Raw genomic sequence first — 20,690 nt, 5'->3', positions numbered from 1 at the left:
ATCGGCCACCGGCGGCGCGGAAATCGGCGCAGGCGTCACCGAGGCCACGGCGGCCGGCGGCGCAGCGGGGGGCGCGGGGATCGGGGCGGGCGTCACCGCGGCCGCTGCGAGCATCGGGGCCGCGACGGCCGGCGGCGCCCCGGGCGGTGTTGCGGCGGGAGGCGTCGAGACCGGGGCCACCGGAGCAGCGGCCGGGACCGGCTCGGCGACCGCGGCCGGAGCGGCGACCGGTACTTGATAGGGCGGGCCGAGCGGGGCATAGCCGGGCGGTGGTCCGTGGGGACGGGCGTGGGCGGCATGGGCCGCGGCGACCATCCCGCGACCGCGGTAGAGCGCGACGCTGATGCCGCAGCCGAGGCCGGCGACCAGCGCCAGGGCCAGCGCCAGGGTCACGCGCGGCGAGAAGGGGCGCAGCGGTACCTGGGCCGGCGAGACGATGGTCGCGTCGGAGACCTGGGTGTTCTTCTGGAGGTTGGTCTCCTCCATGCGGCTGACGAAGGACTTGTAGAGCTCGCGCCGGGCAGCCGCCTCGTTGACCAGATCCTGCAGCGCCACCGAGGCCTGCCCGGTGTCGGACAGCCGGGTCTGGGCGCGATCGAAGTTGCGCCGCACGTTGTCCTCATTGGCGCGGGCGATCTGGTAGTCGATCTCGGCGGTGGCGACCAGCGACTTCAGCTCTTCCTGGATCAACCCGCGGGTGCGCTCGATGTCGGAGATGGCGGCGGCGACGCGCGGATGCTTGGGCCCGAACTGTTGTTCGACCTCGGTGCGGCGGCGCTGGGCGGCGGCGGCGTCGATCTTCAACCGCGACAACACCGTCGAGCCGACGCCGTCGGTCTGCGACTGGGTCTGCAGGTCGCCGCTGCGCAGCACCTGGCGCAGATGCTCCCAGCGCTCCTTGGCCTCCTGGGTCTTGGTGCGGGCGTTGTTGAGGTTCTCGTTGGACTGGCGCAGCGTCTCCTCGTCGACCAGACTGCCGCGGGTGACGGCGATGCCGTTGGCGCGCTTGTATTCCTCGACCTTGGTCTCGGCCTCCAGCATCTTGGCGCGCATGGCGTCGACCTGCCGGGCGAGCAGGCCGTTGGCCTGTTGGATCTGATCGACCTTGGACTGGGCGAGACCGTCGACGAAGGCGCGGGCGACCGCCCGGCTGAGGCGGGCGGCCTTCTCGGGCGAGCGCGCGGTCACCGTGATGTCGATCAGATTGTTCTCCTTGGGGCGCTCGACCACCACCATCTCGGAGAGGTTGCGCACCGCGTTGGCGACGCGAGGATCTTCGGTCGCGGCGAGATCCGCGGCGGGGGCGGTGCCGGTCACCTCCGGGTCGTCGAGCAGGCCCTCGCGTTCGACCACCACCGCCAAGGTGCCGAAGGCCTTGACCAGTTCGAGCCGGGTTTCGACCCAGCCGAGCTCGGTGGAGTTCGGCGCCTTCGACAGATCGATGCCGACGATCTGCTTCTCGCGCGGATCGAGCAGGACGCGGGTCGAGGTGCGCCAAGTCTTGGGGGTCAGCACGGCATAGGCGGCGGCGGCCCCGAGGAACAGGGCGAGGATCGCCAGGATCACGAACCACTGGCGGCGCAGGATGGTCAGAACGGTGGCGAGATCGACGCCGTCGTCGTCGGCGTGGCCGGCGGCCGATCTCGTGGGATGCCCTCTGACGCTTCGATCGGACATGCGCTCCCGCCGTTCCTTCGCCCACGACCGGCCGCAACCGACGCCGGGCGAGGTTCCGCCCCGCGACGCTCGGATTCGCCCGTCCGCCGGCCCCCCGCCGTGGTCGACCCGCACTCTCCCACACAAGACAGGGAAAGCGCTTAACGAAGCTTAAATCATAGCCGCAAATCGCCGAAGGTGCACCCGGCGGCGTCGCCGGCGCCGCGTCGCCCCGCGCACCGCCGGCCGCCGCCGTCCCGCACCGACCGGCCTGCCCCGGTGGTGCGAAGTCCCTGCGACACTGCCCGGTACTCGGCGGGTGACTTGTCGTTCATCCTGGCAATATAGTGTCGGGATGCTTTCTTGGATTGTAATCCTCTCATTCGGTTCATGCGCTTCGGTCGATCGATGTCAGACAGACGCCCGCTCGAAATCCTGATGACCACGCGGGCCCCCGGTGACGGCGGCGCCGAGCGGGTCTGGGCGACGATCGCCCGGGGGCTCGCGGCGCGCGGCGACCGGGTGACTCTGGCGGTCGATCGGGCCGGCCGCGGGTTCGCGGCGACCGACGCGGATGTCGCTGTGGAGGTGATCGGCGAGCATTTCGGCGCCGGGATCCTGCATCTCGCCCGCCTGCTGCGGCACGGCCGACCGCAGATCGCGCTGGCGGCGACTTCCGGGTCCTGCTCGAAACTGGCGATCGCCGCGCTGTTGGCGCGCAGCGGCACGCCGTTGGTGCTCTCCTACCACGGCTTCGAAGAGTACAAGACCGGCAAGCTCGCCGCCGCCGCCTATTGGGGCATGCCGGTGCTCAACCGCCTGTCGAGCCGCATCGTCGCGGTCTCCGATGCGCTGAAGGACGAGTTGGTCGGCCGTTGGGGCGCAGCGCCGGCCAAGACCCGGCGGATCTACAACCCGGTCGAGATGGACTTCGCCGGCGCGGCGGCCGGAGCCGGCGATCTCGCGACGCGGCGGCCGGCGATCCTGGCGGTCGGACGGCTGAGCCGCGAGAAGGGCATGGACGATCTGGTGCGGGCCTTCGCGCGGGTCGCCCGGCCCGACGCGCACCTCACCCTGCTCGGTGACGGACCGGACCGCGCGGCACTGACGGCGCTGATCGGCGAACTCGGGCTCGGCGGTCGGGTCGAGATCGTCGGCTGGCACGAGGACCCCACCGCCTATTATCGCGCGGCGCGGCTGGTGGTGGTGCCGTCGCGGACCGAGGCCTTCGGCATGGTGGTGGTCGAGGCGCTGGCGCACGGTCTGCCGATCGTCTCGACGACCTGCGGCGGACCGGCGGAGATTCTCGCCGGCGGGCGCTTCGGTCAGCTGGTCGGCATCGGCGACGTCGCGGCGATGGCGGCGGCGATCGAGACGGCGCTCGACCGTCCCGGCGATCCGGCCGAACGGATCCGGCGCGCCGAGGCCTTTTCCGCGGAGATCGGCATCGCCGGCTGGAGTGCGCTGATCGACGAGGTGGTCGCCGAGCGGGCCGAACGCGCGGCGCGACGGCTCGCCGCCGCGCGCGGGTGACCGGCGTTTGGCGCGGCGGTTCAGCCGAGACGGGTCGGCGAGACGCCGCGGCCTTCGCGCACCACGATGCGCACGTCGCGTGACGACCCGTTCTGCGGCTGGTTCGGCAGGCCGAGCACACCGCGCGTCAGATAGCCGAGCAGCCAGCGGAACGAGCGCAGGTAGCGGGGCGTCAGGCGGCGCGGCTCCTGGGCGAGGCGCCAGAACCATTCGAGGCACATCGACTGGAGGAAGCGCGGGGCACGTCGGCGGGTGCCGGCGATGAAGTCGAGCGCGGCGCCGATCCCCAGGAAGAACGTGCCCTCGACGGTCGCGACCGCGGTGCGGGCGAACAGCTCCTGCTTGGGGGCGCCGAGCGCGATGAAACAGAAGCGCGCACCCGAGGCGGCGATGCGGCGGGCGGCGTCGCGGGCGGCCTCGCCGTGCGGGTCGAAGCCCATCGGCGGCGACTCGCTGCCGGCGACCACCAGATTGGGGATCTTCCGACGCAGTTCGGCGATGGCGCGTTCCAGAACGGCGTCGCTGGTGCCGAAGAAGAACACCGGAAAGCCGGCATCGGCGGCGGCACGCGACAGCGGCACGACCAGATCGGCGCCGGTGACGCGGTCGATGTGCGCGCCCTCGGCGCGGGCCATCAGCACCACCGGCATGCCGTCGGCGGTGACGTAGTCGGCGCACTCGTAGGCGGCACGGAAATCGGGATCGACCCGCAACTGCGAGAAGTGGTCGAGGTTGATGGTGAACACCATACCGCCGCGGCCGTTGCCGGCATCTTCGATCAGGTGATCGATCAGGTAGTTCTCGCTCGGAACATTCACGACCCAGGAGTCGATCCGAACGGCACCCGTGGGAGCCGGATCGCGGGGGGGATTCGACGAAGTCTGCGCGACGGGCCTGGACACGTTTCACCTCGGGTACACGGAGTGGATCATCGTAGACGCGATGACCATCGTCGACTAGGCTTAATGCTAGCTGATTTCCTTCAATTTTTAAAGGCGAAGTCATCGGCATCATGAATCATCACCGAAGACGAACCGGCAAAAGTCGACAGATTTCCCTCACCACCTCTTAAGGTTAATTTATCATTCCCTTCCCAGTGGACCTATAGACTTCGTGGAAATTTACAAACGAGGTGGCGATGCGTCATCGCAGTTTGTGACGGCCGCCGTCGTATTCGAATTCGGCGCGCGCGCCGGCGATCGTCGCCGCCTTCACGTTTCATTAACCGGTTTTGCCAGGATACCTCGAAACGGCGTAAATTCTTCAGATCTCACGGGGCATTTGGAGACTCGTGTGCTCGCACGCGGGCGATCGGAGACGGAGCGGCATGGGGACGGGACGGCGGGTGACGACCACTCCCACGACCACCGAGGACGGCCGGCGGCCGGCCGCGGCGCGGGAGGCTGGTCGATGACCGCGGCCGAGGCGAACCCGTCGTATCTCGCGCCGCCGCGGGCCACCGCCGGGCGGCGGGCGGCGCGGCGCGGCGCGGTGATCCTCGGCTTTGTCGCCGTCGTGATCCTGATGACGGTGTCGCCGGCGCTGCTGATCGCGCTGGGCGTTCCCTACATGGCGCCGGGCGGCTCGCAGGCCCTCAAGATCCATCCCGCCACCTGGGCGACCGCGCTGGCGATGCTGCCGCTGATCGCCTCGCGCGGCGGCGTGGTGCGCTTCATGGCCGGCGAGGCGATCGATCGCCCCGGCGTCGCCGCCTTCGCCCTGGCCACCGTGCTCCTGTTCTTCCACGTGGTGACGGTGTCGAGCCTGCCGGTGTCGCCGGTGATCGACACATTCCTGCTGCCGATCCTGTTGGTCTCGGTGGTCGGGGCGATGACCGAGGCCGAACGTGGGCGCCTGGTGGTGTTCCTGCACCTGCTGTTCGTGATCAATGCGCTGATCGGCTGTGTCGAATATGCCTCCAGCTGGCGGCTGACGCCGATGTTCGACGCCGACGGCCGCATCCTCGCGCAGGACTGGCGCGCCTCGGCGATCTTCGGCCATCCGCTGGTCAACGCCTTTCTCGACGGGACCTGGCTGTTGGCGCTGGCCTGCGGGGCGACGCCGCGCCTGCCGGTGGTGCTGCGGCTCGGTCTGATGGCGCTGGCGACGGTGGCGATGGTGGCCTTCGGCGGGCGCGTGGCGATGGTCTTCGCGGTGGTGATCCTCGGGGCGATCGGCGCGACGCGGGGCGTCGGCGTGCTGCTCGGCGGGCGCTTCCGCCTCGACGCGGCGGCGGCGGCGATCGCGGTGGCGACGGTGGCGGCGTTGTTCGTGGTGGTGTTCGTCGACATGGGCGGTGCCGACCGCTTCCTCGAGCGCTTCTCCTCCGACCACGGCAGCGCCCAGGCGCGCGTGGCGATGTTCAAGATTTTCGGCGACCTCACCCCCGAACAGTTCGTGCTGTGGTCGGACGATCGGCTGATCGCCCAGGCCCAGCGCGAATACGGCATCCGCGTCGGCGTCGAGAGCACCGAGGTGGCCTTCGTCGCCTTCTACGGCCTCGCCGTGACCCTGGTGTTCCTCGCCGGGCTCGGGCTGTTCCTGCACGAGCTGATGCGGGCGACCGGGCCGCGGACGGGATGGCTGGTGCTCTATTTCGTGGTGGTGATGTCGGGATCGAACGGCATCGCCGCCAAGTCGCTGAGCCTCGCCCAATTGGTGGTGATGGTCCTGGTGCTGATGCCGCGCCGCGGTGCGGGAGGGCGGCGATTGTCCTCGCCGTGGGCGCCAGAATCGGGTCAAACGGGGACGACCGTGGCCGGTTCGCCACCGTCGGACGGCCGACCGGACGCCGGGGCGCCGCCGCCCCGACAAGGATGATCGCATGACGCCGGTGTTCTCGATCCTGATCGCCAACTACAACTATGCCGACTACGTCGGTGAAGCGATCGACTCGGCGCTCGGCCAGACCCATCCGGCGGTCGAGGTGATCGTCGTCGACGACGGCTCGCGCGACGGGTCGCGGGCGGTGATCGAGGCCCGCGCCGGCATCCGGACGATCTTCCAGGAGAACCGCGGCCACGTCGCGGCCGCCGCCCGGGCGCTCGACGAGGCGCGGGGCGACATCGTCATCTTCCTCGATGCCGACGACCGGCTGCGGCCGACCACCTGCGCGCGCATCGCCGCGCTGTGGCGCGACGACCTCCACGCCCTGCAGTTCCGCCTCGAGCTGATCGGTGCGGTCGAGCGGGCCGGCGAGACCCTGCCGCGCTATCCCTTCGAACACGGCGCCACCCGCGATCACGTGCTGAAGACCGGATCGCTGACCTATCCGCCGACCTCGGGCAACGCGTTTTCCACCGAATTCGCCCGGCGGGTGTTCGCGCTGTCGGACGGCATGAAATATTCCGGCTTCGACACTTGGCTGTGCTTCGCCGCGGCGGTCACCGAGCAGGTGATCTCGGTCGACGAGGTGCTCGGCGACTACCGCGTCCATCCCGCCAACATGTCGCAACCGGGGCGCCGGCGCAGCTTCAAGGCGATCCGCCAGGACATCTATTACGCCTACCACGCCCAGCAGTCGGCGTTCCGGGTGGCGCGGAGCTATGGCGTCGAGATCGCCCCGCCGGCCCATCTGATCGGTCCCTATTACCTCACCTGGTACCTGCTGCTGCGCGGCATACCGGCGTCGGACTGGGACATCCCGGCAGTGCCGCGCTGGTCGGGCCTGGCGACCGGGCTCGCCAACTTCCGCCACCTCGCCACCATCGGCGCGCGCCGGCGGATCGTCGCGATGGTGGCGCTGACGGTGATCGCGGTGGCGCCGCGGGCGCTGCGCCGGCTGATCGCCAAACACTGGTACCATTACGTCGACGACGTCGGCTTCTAGACCCCCGCGACACCCCGGCGCCGAGGGGCGCGGACCCGGTCGCCGTCGGCGATCCAATCCGGAGACAGCATGTCGATCGTTCGTTCGCTCATCGGCTACGCCCCCGCGGTGGTGCTGCCGCGACTGGTGTCGCTGCTCCTCGTGGTGGTGCTGACGCGCCTGATCTCGCGCAACGAATACGGGCTCTACGTGCTGGTGACGACGATCGGCGAAGCGGTCGACGCGATCTGCAGCAACTGGGTACGGATCGCGCTGGCGCGGTTCGCCTCGGGCCAAGCGGGGGCGATCGGCGCGGAATCGCTGCGCAGTCTGAAGATCCACGCCGCCACGCTTGCGCTGTCGGCGGCAGTGGCGGTGGGGCTGACCGCCGCGATGCAGGTCGAGCGGCCGGTGGAATTCGCGGTGGCGGTGATCGTCTACATGGTGGCGACGGCGGTCCTGCGCTTTCCCTCGACGATCCTGTCGGTCCAGGGCGACCGCAACGGCATCGTCGCGGTGGAGGTCGGCAAGGCGCTCGGGGTGCTGGTGTTCGGCGTCGCGGTCACCTGGCTGTCGGGATCGTTCTTCGTCCAGACCCTGGTGTTCGCGGTGGTCACCACCGCGGCGGGGGCGTGGGGCTGGCGGCGGTCGTGGCGCGGCATCGCCGCACGGGTCGGCACCGCCGAACCGCTCCGCGGTTTCCTCGGCTACGGCCTGCCGATCGTCCCGGCGGCGATCGTCACCTCGGTGCTCGCCTCGTCCGATCGGCTGTGGCTGAACCATTCCGACGGCGCCGCCGCGGTGGCGCTCTACGCCGCCGGCGTGATGCTCGCCAAACAGCCGATGGACTTCCTGTTCAGCCTCGCCGGGGTGCGGGTGTTTCCGCTGCTGATGGAGGACTACGAGCGCGGCGGCCCGGAGGTCGCCGGGCGGCGGCTGTCCGAACTGATCTCGGGGGTCGGCTTCATCACCCTGCCGGCGGCGGCCGGGGTGGTGCTGGTGGCCGAGCCGATGGCCGGGCTGCTGCTCGCGCACGACTATGTCGACGCGGCGGTGGTGGTGTTGCCCCTGGCGGTGGCGACGGCGCTGTTCGCCGGCTTCAAGACCTTCGTCCTCGACCAGATCTTCCACATGGTCAAACGCAACGGCCTCAACGCCACGATCTCGCTGCCGGCGGCCCTGGTTGGGCTCGCCGCCCTGATGCTGCTGGTGCCGCGCTGGGGCATCTGGGGCTGCGCGCTGGCCTATTTGATCCAGTTCGCCTTCCTGTTCGCCACCACCTTCGTGGTCACCCGACGGCTGATGCCCTTCCCGATCCCCTGGGGCGATCTCGGCCGGATCGTCGCGGCGACGGCGGTGATGAGCGCCGCGGTATGGGCGGTCAGGCCGCTGACCGCCGGCACCGGCGTTCTCGTTCAACTGGGGGTCGGCGTCGTGGTCGGCATCGTCGTCTATGGCGCGGCGGCGCTGGTGATCCGCCCGTCGGCGGTGGCCGAATTCCTGCCGCGACGCTGACACTCGCGGGCGGCGGTGGACGCCGAGGAGCTGCGCGCGAGCGCGCGAGACAAGCCGCCGCTGTGATGCTAGAAGCCGCCTTCCGGGGCTCCGCGGGGCCCGCCGATGCGGGGTGGCGACGATCGATGGCGGACGAGGTCGAGGACGAGGCGCCGCTTCAAGCCGCGACATCCCGACCGACGTCGGACCTGCTGGCGATCGCCGCGGTGCGCCGCTTCCTCGCCGCCCGCTTCTCCTTCGGCATCGCCATGCAGATCCACGACGTCGGCGTCGGCTGGTACGTCTATTCGATCACCGGATCGGCGTGGTCGCTCGGCCTGATCGGCCTCGCAGTGTTCGTGCCGGCGGTGGTCCTGGCACTGCCGGCCGGCGAAGTGGTCGATCGCTTCGACCGACGTCTGGTGATCGCCTCGGCCTATGGCGCGATGGCGCTGGCCGCGACCGGGCTCCTGGTGACGGTGCTGCTCGAGGGGCGCAGTCCCTGGCCGATCTACGGTTTCGCGATGGTGATCGGTGCGGCGCGGGCCTTCGCCATGCCCGGGCTGCAGGCGCTCTTGCCGAGCCTGGTGCCGCGCCGGCTGTTCGCCTCGACGCTGGCGCTGGCGTCGTCGACCTGGCAGGTCTCGGTGATCGCCGGTCCGGCGATCGGCGGCCTGCTCTATGCGGTCGGGCCGGCGGTGGTGTTCGCCACGGCGCTGACCGGCTTCGGCGTGGCGGCCCTGGCGGTCACCGGGATCGAACCGCGCCCGAGCACCGCGCGACGCGAGAAACCGACGCTCGACAGCCTGTTCGCCGGCATCCGCTTCATCCGTTCGCGCCCGAGCCTGCTCGGGGCGATCTCGCTCGATCTGTTCGCGGTGCTGCTCGGCGGCGCCACGGCGCTGCTGCCGATCTATGCCCGCGACATCCTGCTGACCGGCCCGTGGGGTCTCGGCCTGCTGCGCTCGGCACCGGCGCTCGGCGCCGCGACGATGGGGCTGGTGCTGGCCCATCGACCGCTGGGCGGACGCGCCGGCTACAAGATGTTCGCGGCGGTGGCGCTGTTCGGCGCGGTGACCGTCGGTTTCGGCCTGTCGACCTCGCTGCCGCTGTCGCTCGGCTTCCTGGTACTGCTCGGTGCCGCCGACATGGTGTCGGTGGTGGTGCGCCAGACGCTGGTCCAGCACGACACGCCGGACGAGATGCGCGGCCGGGTCTCGGCGGTCAACGCGGTGTTCGTCGGCGCCTCCAACGAGCTCGGCCAGTTCGAATCCGGGGCGCTCGCCGCACTAGTCGGGGTGGTCGGCTCGGTGGTGATCGGCGGCCTCGGCACGCTCGCGGTGGCGGCGACCTGGGCGAAACTGTTTCCGGGGCTCTTGAGCCGGGATCGATTGACCGACTGACGGACTGACGGGCGCGAGAGCGGGCCACCGAGAGCCCGGCCGGCGCGAGGGGGAAACATGACCGGCGCATTCGACGTCTCGCAACTGGCGGGTCTCGCCGCGGTGCTGCTCCTGGCGGGGGTCGCCTCGGGGCTGCTCGCCGGGCTGTTCGGGGTCGGCGGCGGCGCGGTGATGGTGCCGGTGCTCTACCAGCTGTTCGCGGTGATCGGCGTGCCGAGCGAGGTGCAGATGCAGCTGGCGGTCGGCACCTCGCTCGCGGTGATCGTGCCGACTTCGGTGCGCTCCTTCATGGCCCATCTCGAGCAGGGGCGGGTCGACCGGGCGCTGCTGCGCTCCTGGGCGATCCCGACGGTGGTCGGGGTCCTGCTCGGCACCTGGATCGCCTCCTTCGCGCCACCGGCGGTGTTCAAGCTGGTGTTCGTGTTCGTCGCCTGGGTGACGGCGATCAAGCTCGGCTTCGGCCGCGTGTCGTGGAAACTCGCCGACGACGTGCCGGGCGAGCCGTGGCGCACGGTGATGGGGCTCGTCACCGGACTCCTGTCGGCGCTGATGGGCATCGGCGGCGGCTCGATCGTCAATCTGATCATGAGCTTCTGCAATCGGCCGATCCATCAGTCGGTGGCCACCGCCTCCGGGCTCGGGGTGCTGATTTCGATTCCCGGCGCGATCGGTTACATGTGGGCGGGCGGGGCGCAGGCGGCGCTGTTGCCGCCCCTGTCGATCGGTTTCGTCAGTCTGCTCGGCGCAGCGCTGATCATGCCGACCAGCATCTATTGCGCGCCGATCGGCGCCCGCCTCGCCCATCGCCTGTCGAAACGCCGGCTGGAGATCTCCTTCGCGGTGTTCCTGGCGGCGATGGGGCTGCGGTTCCTCGTCTCGGTCCTGTGAGGTACGCCCATGGACGACGCCCCTCCCCGCTTCGATCGCCGGTTCGAACCCCGCCACGGTGAGGCGGTGGCGATCGGCGACCATGTCCGGCGGGTGACCGCGCGCAATCCCGGTCCCTTCACCTTCCACGGCACCAACAGCTTCCTGATCGGCCGGGACGAAGTCGCGGTGATCGATCCGGGCCCCGACGATGGGTCCCACGTCGAAGCGCTGCTTTCGGCGATCGGGTCGGCGCGGGTGTCGGCGATCCTGATCACCCACGGCCACCGCGACCACACCGGCGCGGCAGCGGCATTGGCGGCGGCGACCGGCGCACCGGTACTGGCCGGGCCGGCGCGGGTCGTCCCGGACGGGGGCGCCGGGGAACGGCTCGACGCCGCCCGCGACGCCGGCCTGCGGCCCGATGTGATCCTTTCCGACGGCGCGCGGATTTCCGGCGACGGCTGGACGCTGGAGGCGATCGCCACGCCCGGCCACACCGCCGACCATCTGTGTTTCGCCCTCGCCGAGACCGCGACGATCTTCACCGGCGATCACGTCATGGCGTGGTCGACGTCGATCGTCGCGCCGCCCGACGGCTCGATGGCCGCCTACATGGCCTCGCTCGCCAAGCTCGCCGCCCGGCCCGAACGGCGGCTGTTGCCGGCTCATGGGCCGGGCCTGTGCGAGGCGACCAGCGCGGCCTATCTCGCGGCGCTGGCCGGCCATCGCCGGCGGCGCGAGGCGGCGCTGATCGCCCAGCTCGAGGCCGGGCCGGGCACGGTGCCGGAGCTGGTCGCGGCGATCTATGTCGACGTCGACGGGTCGCTGCACGGCGCGGCGGCGCTGTCGCTGCTCGCCCATGTCGAGGATCTGGTCGAGCGCGGCCGGATCGTCGGCGACGGGCCGCTGAGCCTCTCCACCCGCTTTCGGCTGGCGTGAGACCGCACGGCGCGACGGGGCTTCAGCGGCCGTAGGTGTCGACCACCGCCTTGTCGAGATCTTCCAGGAAGGCGCGGATGCGGCGGGCGCCGCGGCCGAGGTCGTGGATTCCCCAGCGCGTCGAGCTGCGCAGGTCGATGCGGGCGCCCGAGGGCTCGGGCAGGACGCGCAGCACGACGTCGTCGCGGAAGCCGAAGATCAGACTGCGCGCCACCGCCTCGATGCGACCGCGGTCACCGTCGCCGCGCGGCGCCTGGAGCTCGGCGACGGTCCAGCCCTCGGCCTCGACCTGCCGGCGGACCACCGAGAACAGCAGATCCGAGCCGATCGAATAGCGCCGCGACACGACGTCGGGGACGAGGGCACGCAGCCGCGCGCGCTCCTCCGAATCGGGCGGGCGCACCGTATTGGCGCGGCCGGCGCGCTCGAAGGCGGCGGCGTGGAACAACGGCGGATCGAGGGCGTCGGTGGACAGGTCGACGAGGCGTGGGTGGGCGACCCATTGCCAGACCAGGGCGGCGGCCGGCGTCAGCACCAGGGCCGCCCAGATCAGGCCGACCACGGCGTGACCGGCGCCGGGACGGCCGTCGCGCCAGATCACCGCCAGCGCGGCGAGGCCGCAGAGCAGCGCCAGCGCCGCCAGCGCGAAGGCGCAGGCGACCAGCACCACCGCCGGATCGGTGGCGAAGCGGCCGAAGCGATGGCCGATCACGGCGATCACCAGCAGCGGCACGGCGAAGGCCCCGAGCGTCCGACTCCAGTCGGCGAGGCGCGAACGGCGCTCGGGCGGTCGGTAGATCATGGGGCGACTCGGGCTCACGGGGACGGGACGGCGGCGGCGGCGGCCGACGTTCCGTCTAGCACGCGGCGGCGGCGTGGGCGAGCGGCGGCGCGGGCGCATCGGCGGGTTCCCGGCACCGGCGCAGCGCGCCGGCGGGCGGGCGATCGCTGGACCGGGGCGGCGAAGGGCGTTATGGGAGCGGGGACCGGGGTGCCGTCCGCCGTCGCCCCACGGGGCAGCCGGACGCCCCCTCCCCCGACCCGCAATCGAGAGCACCGATGACCGACACGCCGATTCCGACCGAAGACACCGCCGCCGACGCGGCCCCCGCAGACGCCGCCGTCGCCGTCGAGACCCCGCCCGATCGGCTCGCCGCCGATCCGTCGAGCCCCTACTTCAACGCCGACTTCTTGCAGCGCGGCGTCGGCGTGCGCTTCAAGGGCGTCGAGAAGTTCAACGTCGAGGAATATTGCGTCTCGGAGAGCTGGGTGCGCCTGCCGGTCGGCAAGGGCACCGATCGCCGCGGCCGCCCGCTGCTGATCAAGCTGACCGGCGACGTCGAGGTGTGGTTCAAGTGAGCCGAGGGGCCCGACGCCGGCGAAGATCCGCCGGCGCGGGACCCGTCTTCACGGCAAGGGCGAGATCTTGGCGGCCGGATCGACCGGCTCCGCCGGGCGCCGGTTGAGCAGGGCATAGAGCAGGATCGCCCCGAAGGTGGCGGTGCCGATGCCGCCGAGGGTGAAGCCGCCGAAGCGCAGGGTCAGATCGCCGGCGCCGGCGATCACCGCCGCGGCGGTGGTGATCAAATTCTTGGTCTCGGAAAAATCGACCTTGTGCTCGACCCAGATGCGGCCGGCGGTGGCGGTGATCAGCCCGAAGATCACCACCGACAGGCCGCCGATCACCGGGCCGGGGATGGTGAGGATCGCCGCGCCGAACTTCGGCGAGAAGCCGAGCAGCACGGCGATCACCCCGGCGACCACGAAGACCAGGGTCGAATAGATCTTGGTGACCGCCATCACCCCCATGTTCTCGGCATAGGTGGTCACGCCGGTGCCGCCGCAGAAGCCGGAGAGGATGGTCGCCAGACCGTCGCCGACGAAGGCGCGGCCGACGAAACCGTCGAGGTTGCGGCCGGTCATGGCGCCGATCGCCTTGATGTGCCCGAGGTTCTCGGCGACCAGGATGATCGCCACCGGCGCGATCAGGGCGATGGCGGAGCCCGAGAACACCGGGGTGGTGAACTGCGGCGCGCCGAGCCAGGGGGCGGCGGCGAGCCCCGAGAAGTCGATCGCCTTGGCCTGTCCGAAGACGCCGGCACCGACGGCGTAGGCGACATAACCGACGAAGCCGCCGATCAGCACCGGAATGCGGCGCAGGACGCCCGGCGCATAGACCGCGGCGACGCCGACCGAGACGATGGTGACGAGGCCGATCACCCGGTCGAAGTCGGAGGCCGAGATGCCCTTGACGGCGATCGGCGCGAGATTGAGGCCGATCGCCGCGACGATGCCGCCGGTGACCACCGGGGGCATCAGGGTCTCGATCCAGCGATGGCCGGCGCGGACTACCACGAGGCCGATTGCCAGATAGAGCACGCCGGCGGCGACGATGCCGCCGAGCGCGGTGGCGATGTTGGGATTGGGGCCGGCGCCGGAATAGGCGGTGGCGGCGATGACCACGGCGATGAAGGAGAAGCTCGAGCCGAGGTAGGAGGGCACGCGGCCGCCGACGACGAGGAAGAAGATCAGCGTGCCGAGGCCGGAGAACAGCACCGAGACGTTGGGATCGAAGCCCATGATGATCGGGGCCAGCACGGTCGAGCCGAACATCGCGACGACGTGTTGGAAGCCGGCGATCAGGGTCTGCGGCCAGGGCAGGCGCTCTTCGGGGGCGACACGATCGGCGGTGGTGGGTGTCCAGGTCGGAAACCAGCGTGCGGATTCGGTGTCGGCCATGGCGTCCTCTTCGTTCGTCTCGGAAAGACTCGGGCTCCCGGCGGCCCGCTCGCGCGCCGGCCACCAACGCTTTCGAGGGGCGAAAGGGAAGGGAGAAGGGTGCGGCACGTGGTCGCCGGAGGGGGGATGGGGCGGTGGAAAGCGATGTTGACTTGTGTCACAACTGATACACAATCGGCCCACTCAATTCTCTGGCGGCTTTGTGCGATCTTTCATACGCAATAAAATGAGATAGAATTATTGGAACACCAGTCCTGCAATAATTTTAGCTTTCAGATAATCGCTACTATTTTACAAATTTCGTATTTTCTCTGAACAATGAAAGACCCTACGAAATGGTTACAAGGGATCAATTCGCGCGTGCGGCAAAAATCGCGATTGAAAACATAACAAGGCACGGGGATACTGATATATTCCCGCTTCCCTTTGAAAACTATCCTTTTTTTGATAAGAAAGAAGATCTTACTAATTTAATTTGTGAATATGATCAAAATTTTACCGACTACCTTGTCCGGTTTCCGCCGTCAAACATCAACGCCTTGACACCCGTCTCCTACTATGGGTTCCGATGGGCTACTCAATTAGATCCAATTTGGAATGCCTATCTATTGAGTTGTGTTATTGCAATATCAGATAAGATAGAAGCCGCGCGCATTCCATCGGCTGAAAATGTTATATTTTCGTATAGGATTAAGCTAGATAAAGAAACTGGAGATCTTTTCGATCGCGATTATAGCTGGCATGCATTCATGTCCGCATCAATTAGAAAATCTGAAGAATATGAATACGTTGTGGCCTGCGATATCAGCGAATTTTACCCGAGACTTGGCCATCATAGGCTTGAGAATGCCCTACAGCAAATTGCTGGTGATACAGAATACCCTAAGCGAATAATGGATTTCTTATCAAATTTTTCGAATACCAGATCATTTGGGCTGCCGATCGGTGGGCCGGCGGCCAGGATACTTTCAGAGTTAACAATCAATCAAATTGACAGGCTACTTCGCGGCGCAAAGATTGAATTCACGCGGTTCGCTGACGATTTTCATATTTTTGCAAAGACACGAGAAGAAGCATACCGATATACCATATTTCTTTCTGAAAAACTATTTGAAAATCAAGGATTGTCGCTTCAAAAATCGAAGACCCGAATAATGACCTCAGCCGAATTCCGGGCAACAAGTCCAGTTGCGACGCAGGATATTGAAGAACACGCCGAAGACGAAGGGAAGCGTGCCGCCGATTTGCATGCAAGAACAAGACTTCTCATGAGCTTTTCATTGCGCTTTGATCCTTACTCTCCGACTGCAGATGAAGATTACGACAAGTTAAAGAAGGAAATTAGACAATTTGATATACTAGGGTTGCTAAAAGAAGAACTAACAAAGTCACGAGTACATGTCGCTCTTTCAAGAAAGATTATTTCTGCGGTTCGATATCTAGACGGAAAAACAAAAGATGATGCGGTGCTGTCTATATTAGATAACTGTGATATACTTTATCCTATATTTTCGTCTGCCCTTATAATGATTGACAAGATTTATGATGATCTTGGGGCGGAAACAAAAATGGAGGTTTCTAGGAAAATTGTTGATATTATAAAATCGGACTCTCATGTCTTTCGGATTGATGTCCACTTATGTTTTGCACTGAGAGTTTTACAGCACTCTCATACCGAGGAGGTCCAGCAACTACTAAGGGATATTTTTGAAAGCAGAACTTTGGAAATCGTACGTCGCGATATAATACTTATTATGGCTCTCTGGGATGATTGGTACTGGATATCGGACCTTAGAAATCACTATCGACAACTGAGTGCACCGGAAAAACGCGCATTTCTCTTAGCATCATATTCGCTAAAGGACGAAGGCAGGCATTGGCGCGAAAGTATTAAGAAGGAACTAAACCCATTTGAGAAGTTCATTCTCAGCTGGGCCGGCGAACGCACCAATAAAGATAAAAAGGGGTTGCCACTTTGATCGACGCCTCTAGTTTCTCTTCACGCCACAATGCGTTTTGGTCGAACTACACTCCGACATCAGAACACTATGTTCGCCGTATTAATTTGGAATATGCAGAGCGCTGGTCTCCACCGCTCGATAAACCGATGGTTCCTATACGGGCAGCACTCGTTGCAGAGCTTGCTTTTGCTCGCGTTTGCGCCAAACTTTCGGATATTCAAGCAGATAAAATTGAAAATATTGCTTTAGCGGACGCCAGAAGACGAATGCGCCCACTATTGCAGGACCCTCTGACACTGGATCATAGTATTACGCCTGAGGAAGATTCTCAAACATCTCACATGGAAAGGATTCTCCATTCGTTTTTTATTTCAAAGAAGAAAAGAATAATCACTAGGCCGGTCTTTGCGGGCTGCGGATATATAGATACTTCAGAAGGCGATATCGTGATCGGCGGCTGCCTATATGAAATTAAAACGGTAGATCGCCCATTCAGAAGTATGGATGTCAGACAACTAATTACATATTGCGCTCTAAATAATCAATCTAAACAATTTGATATTACGAATATTGGGATCATAAATCCCCGAAGAGGACTTTATTTCGAAGCTTCCGTTGATGCGGTATCTTATGAAATATCAGGCGTATCAATTCAGAATCTGTATGATTTTATTGTTCATGCAATTTCAAGCGGCGACATTTCTCGGTGACCAACTTCTATAAGCTGCGGGCGCATCGAACGCCGCTTTTCAACTGATCCGCCCGCAGTCCGTCTCCAGCGCGCCCTCGAAACCCTGGCGGCTGCGCCGGCGGAATTCGGCGTCGGTGGTGCCCATGCACCCGTCGAAGGTCTCTGTCTCGCCGTCGGAACAGTCGACCTTCGCAATCGCCGCGACATTGCCGCCGCGCTCGATCGCCGCGGTGCGTCCTTGCACCGCCAACCGCGCCTGGGACGAACGGATCGGCCTGCGGCCGGCGCCGGCGCCGGTCGCCTCGGGCTTCGGCGCCGGCGCGCCGCCGCCCTGACCGCCCCAGCCGAAGGCACGGCCGTCGAAGCGCCCGGCGGGCGCGCGGCTCACTTGGCGTAGCGCTCGCGCAGCACCGTCTTCTGGATCTTGCCGGTCGCGGTGTGGGGGATCTCGTCGACGAAGACGACGTCGTCGGGCATCCACCATTTGGCGATCTTGCCTTCGAAGAAGCCGAGGATGTCGTCCTTGGTCGGGCTGCGGCCGTCCTTCACCACGACGATCAGCAACGGCCGCTCGTCCCATTTGGGATGGGGCACGCCGATCACCGCGGCCTCCTGGACGTCCGGGTGGGCGATCGCCAGATTCTCCAGATCGATGGTCGAGATCCATTCGCCGCCCGACTTGACCACGTCCTTGGCGCGGTCGGTGATCTGCATGTAGCCGTTGGCGTCGATGGTCGCGACGTCGCCGGTGTCGAAGAAGCCGTCGGCGTCGAAACATTCGGCGCCCGCGCCCTTGAAATAGGCGCCGGTCACCGCCGGCCCGCGCACCTTGAGGCGGCCGAAGGCGCGGCCGTCGCGCGGGCGCTCGCGGCCCTCGTCGTCGGTGATCTTCATCTCGACGCCGAACGGCGGCACGCCCTGCTTGATCTGCAGATCGAGGCGGCCGGCGAGATCGAGATCGGCGGTCTCGGGCTTCGGGCCGCAGACGGTACCGAGCGGGCTGGTCTCGGTCATGCCCCAGGCGTGCGCCACGCGGACGTCGTAGGTGGTCTCGAAGGCTTCGGTGATCGCCCGCGGGCAGGCGGCGCCGCCGATCACCACGCGCTTCAGGTGCGACAGGCCCAACCCCTTGGCCTCCATGTGGCGCAGCAGCATCAGCCAGACGGTCGGCACCGCGGCGGTCAGGGTGACCCGGCCGACCTCCAGCATCTCGTGGATCGAGGCGCCGTCGAGCTTGGCCCCCGGCATCACCAGGGCGGCGCCGACCAGCGGCGCGGTGAAGGCCAGCGACCAGCAATTGGCGTGGAACATCGGCACCACCGGCATCACCACGTCGCGCGAGGAACAGCCGAACATGTCGACGGTCGCCGCCTGCCAGGCGTGGAGGACGTTGGAGCGGTGGGAATAGAGCACGCCCTTGGGGTGGCCGGTGGTGCCGGAGGTGTAGCAGAGGCCGGCGGCGGTGGTCTCGTCGAAGGTCGCCCAGGCGAAGTCGTCGTCGGCCTCGGCCAGCCAGTCCTCGTAGGCGACGACGTTGGTCAGCCGGGTCTCGGGCAGGTGGGCGCCGTCGGTCAGCACGACGATCCGCTCGATGGTCGGCAGCTTGTCGGCGAGGATCTCGACGATCGGCAGGAAGGTCAGATCGACGAACAGCAGGCGGTCTTCGGCGTCATTGATGATCCAGGCGATCTGCTCGTGGAACAGGCGCGGATTGACGGTGTGATAGATCGCCCCGAGGCCGAGCAGGCCGTACCACACCTCGAGGTGGCGCCAGGTGTTCCAGGCCAGCGTCGCGACCCGGTCGCCGAAGCCGATACGATCGCGGGCGAGGCGCTTGGCGACCCGGCGGGCGCGGGAATGGACCTCCGCCCAGGTCGTGGTGTGGAGCGGCCCCTCCACCGACCGCGACAGAATGGTGCGGTGCGGATGGAGCCGGGCGGCGTGATCGAGTATCTTCGGGCACAGCAACGGCCAGTCCTGCATCGTTCCGCGCATCGCGTCCTCCCGCTCGTGCCCTTATGGGCATCGCCTTGACGTATTGGAGACGCATCGAAGCGCGTCGCCGGGCGTCTGTCGAGAGCGCCGTTCGGCGGAGAGCGAGAGCGGGGCGTCCCCGCTGCCGCCCGGATTTCGCCGCGATCGTCCGGCTTTGTGCACTGCGTAATTTCCCCGAGGATCCGCCCGCCGATGATCACCCGCCGCCGCCTGCTCACCACGCTCCTCGCCGGGACCGCAGGCTGCGTGACCTTCGGCGGCTATGCCGTGGCGGTCGAGCCGCGGATGCGCCTCACGGTGACCCGCAACGATCTCGCCCTGCCCGGCTGGCCGGCGCACGCCAAGCCGCTGAAGGTGGCGATGATCGCCGATCTCCACGCGGTCGAGCCGTGGATGCCGATCTCACGGATCGAGGAGATCGTCGTGGCGACCAATGCGCTTCAGGCCGACGTGATCCTGCTGCTCGGCGACTACATGAGCGGCGTGCATTTCGCCCATCGGGTGACGCCGCCGCGGGAATGGGCGGCGGTGCTGGCCAAGCTCACGGCGCCGCTCGGGGTCCATGCGATCCTCGGCAATCACGACTACTGGTGGCGCGGCGGACCCGATCCGGTGGTCCGGGCGCTGCGCGAGGTCGGGATCGACGTGCTCTTGAACCAGGCGACGCGGATCGACGCCCACGGCCATCGGTTCTGGATCACCGGCACCGAGAGCACGCTGGCCGGGCGGCTCGGCGCCCACGGCTTCGTCGGGCGCGACGATTTGTCGGCGACGCTGGCGCGGATCTCCGACGATCTGCCGGTCCTGCACATGGCGCACGAGCCCGACCTCTTCGCCGAAGTGCCGGAGCGGGTGGCACTGACGGTGAGCGGCCACACCCACGGCGGCCAGGTCGGCATTCCCGGGGTGCGCGGCCTGATCGCATTGCGGACCGGCTCGTCACAGCGGTGGATTCGCGGTCACTACGAGGTCGGCGGACGCCACCTGCTGGTGTCGTCGGGGCTCGGCGTATCGTTTCTGCCGATGCGCTTCCTGGTACCGCCGGAGATCAATCTGGTGCATATCAGAAGTGCCGCGACCGCATGAATTCGCATGGCGATACTGCCTGTCGACTGTAATAGTCCGCATTTCTTTTTTAATACTTCGGCCGCAGACTCCGAGATCGAGCGACGAGGGGATCGAAGGTGATCCGAACGGTCGTCCGGTCACCGCCACGGCCGGACACGGACCCGCCACATTCACCGCCCCAAAGTCGCACGCGAGGCGCCGAGACGACGCCTCACTCCCGCGGGAGCCTCGGCCGGACGGGCCGGGACGGATCCCGCCGGGAGCAAGTTTCCGGTTCGAGGTCGACGATGTCCAACGAGAAGAGCACTCCCAAGCAGTTCACCCAGGAAGCCCATCCGCAGGCCCAACCCGCCGATATGCTCGACTGCCAGTACAAGTCGATCGGCATCTCCGCCCTGTCGGCCGCCTGTGCCGCCGCCAAGGGGCCGAAGGTCAAGGCGCCGACGGAACAGTGGAACTGAGTTCGACACGGTCGGACCTGCCGCGAACCGATGATTGAAGAAGGCGCCGCGAATCGGCCGATTCGCGGCGTC

18 protein-coding genes are annotated in these 20,690 nt (G+C 67.0%); 12 read left to right on the top strand and 6 right to left on the bottom strand.

From position 1 onward, the window contains the following. Positions 1–1,677 (bottom strand): GumC family protein (locus tag EYW49_RS18265; RefSeq protein WP_165498327.1); only part of this gene is annotated, 1,677 nt, incomplete at its 3' end. A 417-nt stretch (positions 1,678–2,094) separates the two neighbouring features. On the opposite strand from EYW49_RS18265, the gene EYW49_RS18260 reads away from it, so the two are divergent. Further along, on the top strand, positions 2,095–3,189 hold the full coding sequence (locus tag EYW49_RS18260) for a glycosyltransferase (protein ID WP_165498326.1): 1,095 nt from the start codon (positions 2,095–2,097) through the stop codon (positions 3,187–3,189). Between the two features lie 20 nt (positions 3,190–3,209). On the opposite strand, the gene EYW49_RS18255 is transcribed toward EYW49_RS18260, so the two are convergent. Beyond that, positions 3,210–4,007 carry a WecB/TagA/CpsF family glycosyltransferase gene (locus EYW49_RS18255; RefSeq protein WP_131311067.1) on the bottom strand — a complete coding sequence of 266 codons (798 nt, stop codon included), beginning with the start codon at positions 4,005–4,007 and terminating at the stop codon, positions 3,210–3,212. A gap of 592 nt (positions 4,008–4,599) precedes the next feature. Here EYW49_RS18255 and EYW49_RS18250 point away from each other — a divergent pair. The 6 genes from EYW49_RS18250 to EYW49_RS18225 all read left to right on the top strand — a co-directional run bounded on the left by EYW49_RS18250 (position 4,600) and on the right by EYW49_RS18225 (position 11,703). Beyond that, complete coding sequence (locus EYW49_RS18250) at positions 4,600–6,009, top strand: VpsF family polysaccharide biosynthesis protein (RefSeq protein WP_131311066.1); 1,410 nt, start codon at positions 4,600–4,602, stop codon at positions 6,007–6,009. Between the two features lie 4 nt (positions 6,010–6,013). Beyond that, positions 6,014–7,018, top strand: coding sequence for a glycosyltransferase family 2 protein (locus EYW49_RS18245; protein ID WP_131311065.1), 1,005 nt, complete (start codon positions 6,014–6,016; stop codon positions 7,016–7,018). A gap of 69 nt (positions 7,019–7,087) precedes the next feature. Continuing rightward, a complete protein-coding gene (locus EYW49_RS18240) occupies positions 7,088–8,512 on the top strand; it encodes a lipopolysaccharide biosynthesis protein (protein ID WP_131311064.1) in 1,425 nt (474 codons plus the stop codon). 125 nt (positions 8,513–8,637) lie between these two features. Beyond that, complete coding sequence (locus EYW49_RS18235) at positions 8,638–9,894, top strand: MFS transporter (protein ID WP_131311063.1); 1,257 nt, start codon at positions 8,638–8,640, stop codon at positions 9,892–9,894. 57 nt (positions 9,895–9,951) lie between these two features. Continuing rightward, the gene (locus EYW49_RS18230; RefSeq protein WP_131311062.1) at positions 9,952–10,782 is read left to right on the top strand and encodes a sulfite exporter TauE/SafE family protein; all 831 of its coding nucleotides are present in this window, start codon (positions 9,952–9,954) and stop codon (positions 10,780–10,782) included. A gap of 9 nt (positions 10,783–10,791) precedes the next feature. Then, positions 10,792–11,703 carry an MBL fold metallo-hydrolase gene (locus EYW49_RS18225; RefSeq protein WP_131311061.1) on the top strand — a complete coding sequence of 304 codons (912 nt, stop codon included), beginning with the start codon at positions 10,792–10,794 and terminating at the stop codon, positions 11,701–11,703. Between the two features lie 22 nt (positions 11,704–11,725). On the opposite strand, the gene EYW49_RS18220 is transcribed toward EYW49_RS18225, so the two are convergent. After that, positions 11,726–12,505 (bottom strand): DUF1499 domain-containing protein, encoded by a 780-nt coding sequence (locus EYW49_RS18220; RefSeq protein WP_165498325.1) that lies wholly within the window; start codon positions 12,503–12,505, stop codon positions 11,726–11,728. A 272-nt stretch (positions 12,506–12,777) separates the two neighbouring features. Here EYW49_RS18220 and EYW49_RS18215 point away from each other — a divergent pair, with 272 nt between their 5' ends. After that, positions 12,778–13,062 carry a DUF3297 family protein gene (locus EYW49_RS18215; RefSeq protein ID WP_228259673.1) on the top strand — a complete coding sequence of 95 codons (285 nt, stop codon included), beginning with the start codon at positions 12,778–12,780 and terminating at the stop codon, positions 13,060–13,062. Positions 13,063–13,110: 48 nt separating this feature from the next. On the opposite strand, the gene EYW49_RS18210 is transcribed toward EYW49_RS18215, so the two are convergent. Continuing rightward, positions 13,111–14,442: a solute carrier family 23 protein gene (locus EYW49_RS18210; RefSeq protein WP_131311058.1), complete on the bottom strand. Its 1,332-nt coding sequence runs from the start codon at positions 14,440–14,442 to the stop codon at positions 13,111–13,113. A 335-nt stretch (positions 14,443–14,777) separates the two neighbouring features. On the opposite strand from EYW49_RS18210, the gene EYW49_RS18205 reads away from it, so the two are divergent. Together EYW49_RS18205 and EYW49_RS18200 are read left to right on the top strand one after the other, a co-directional pair. After that, entirely contained in the window at positions 14,778–16,421 is a 1,644-nt protein-coding gene (locus EYW49_RS18205) for an RNA-directed DNA polymerase (protein WP_131311057.1), read from the top strand. Next, entirely contained in the window at positions 16,418–17,113 is a 696-nt protein-coding gene (locus EYW49_RS18200) for a hypothetical protein (protein ID WP_131311056.1), read from the top strand. The genes EYW49_RS18205 and EYW49_RS18200 overlap by 4 nt, the downstream gene beginning before the upstream one ends. A 39-nt stretch (positions 17,114–17,152) precedes the next feature. On the opposite strand, the gene EYW49_RS18195 is transcribed toward EYW49_RS18200, so the two are convergent. Together EYW49_RS18195 and EYW49_RS18190 are read right to left on the bottom strand one after the other, a co-directional pair. Continuing rightward, positions 17,153–17,482, bottom strand: coding sequence for a hypothetical protein (locus EYW49_RS18195; protein WP_131311055.1), 330 nt, complete (start codon positions 17,480–17,482; stop codon positions 17,153–17,155). Next, positions 17,479–19,089: a long-chain-fatty-acid--CoA ligase gene (locus tag EYW49_RS18190; RefSeq protein WP_131311054.1), complete on the bottom strand. Its 1,611-nt coding sequence runs from the start codon at positions 19,087–19,089 to the stop codon at positions 17,479–17,481. The genes EYW49_RS18195 and EYW49_RS18190 overlap by 4 nt, the downstream gene beginning before the upstream one ends. A 192-nt stretch (positions 19,090–19,281) precedes the next feature. On the opposite strand from EYW49_RS18190, the gene EYW49_RS18185 reads away from it, so the two are divergent. Both EYW49_RS18185 and EYW49_RS23080 read left to right on the top strand, forming a co-directional pair. Then, positions 19,282–20,175, top strand: a complete 894-nt coding sequence (locus EYW49_RS18185) for a metallophosphoesterase (RefSeq protein WP_131311053.1) — start codon at positions 19,282–19,284, stop codon at positions 20,173–20,175. A 269-nt stretch (positions 20,176–20,444) separates the two neighbouring features. Beyond that, positions 20,445–20,618: a hypothetical protein gene (locus EYW49_RS23080; protein ID WP_165498324.1), complete on the top strand. Its 174-nt coding sequence runs from the start codon at positions 20,445–20,447 to the stop codon at positions 20,616–20,618. Positions 20,619–20,690: the final 72 nt, after the last annotated feature.

It is taken from the genome of Siculibacillus lacustris (assembly GCF_004328075.1).
Classification (GTDB): Bacteria; Pseudomonadota; Alphaproteobacteria; order Rhizobiales; family Ancalomicrobiaceae; genus Siculibacillus; species Siculibacillus lacustris.
Note: the sequence above shows the minus strand (reverse complement) of the source record. Positions and strands in the feature narration are given on the sequence as shown.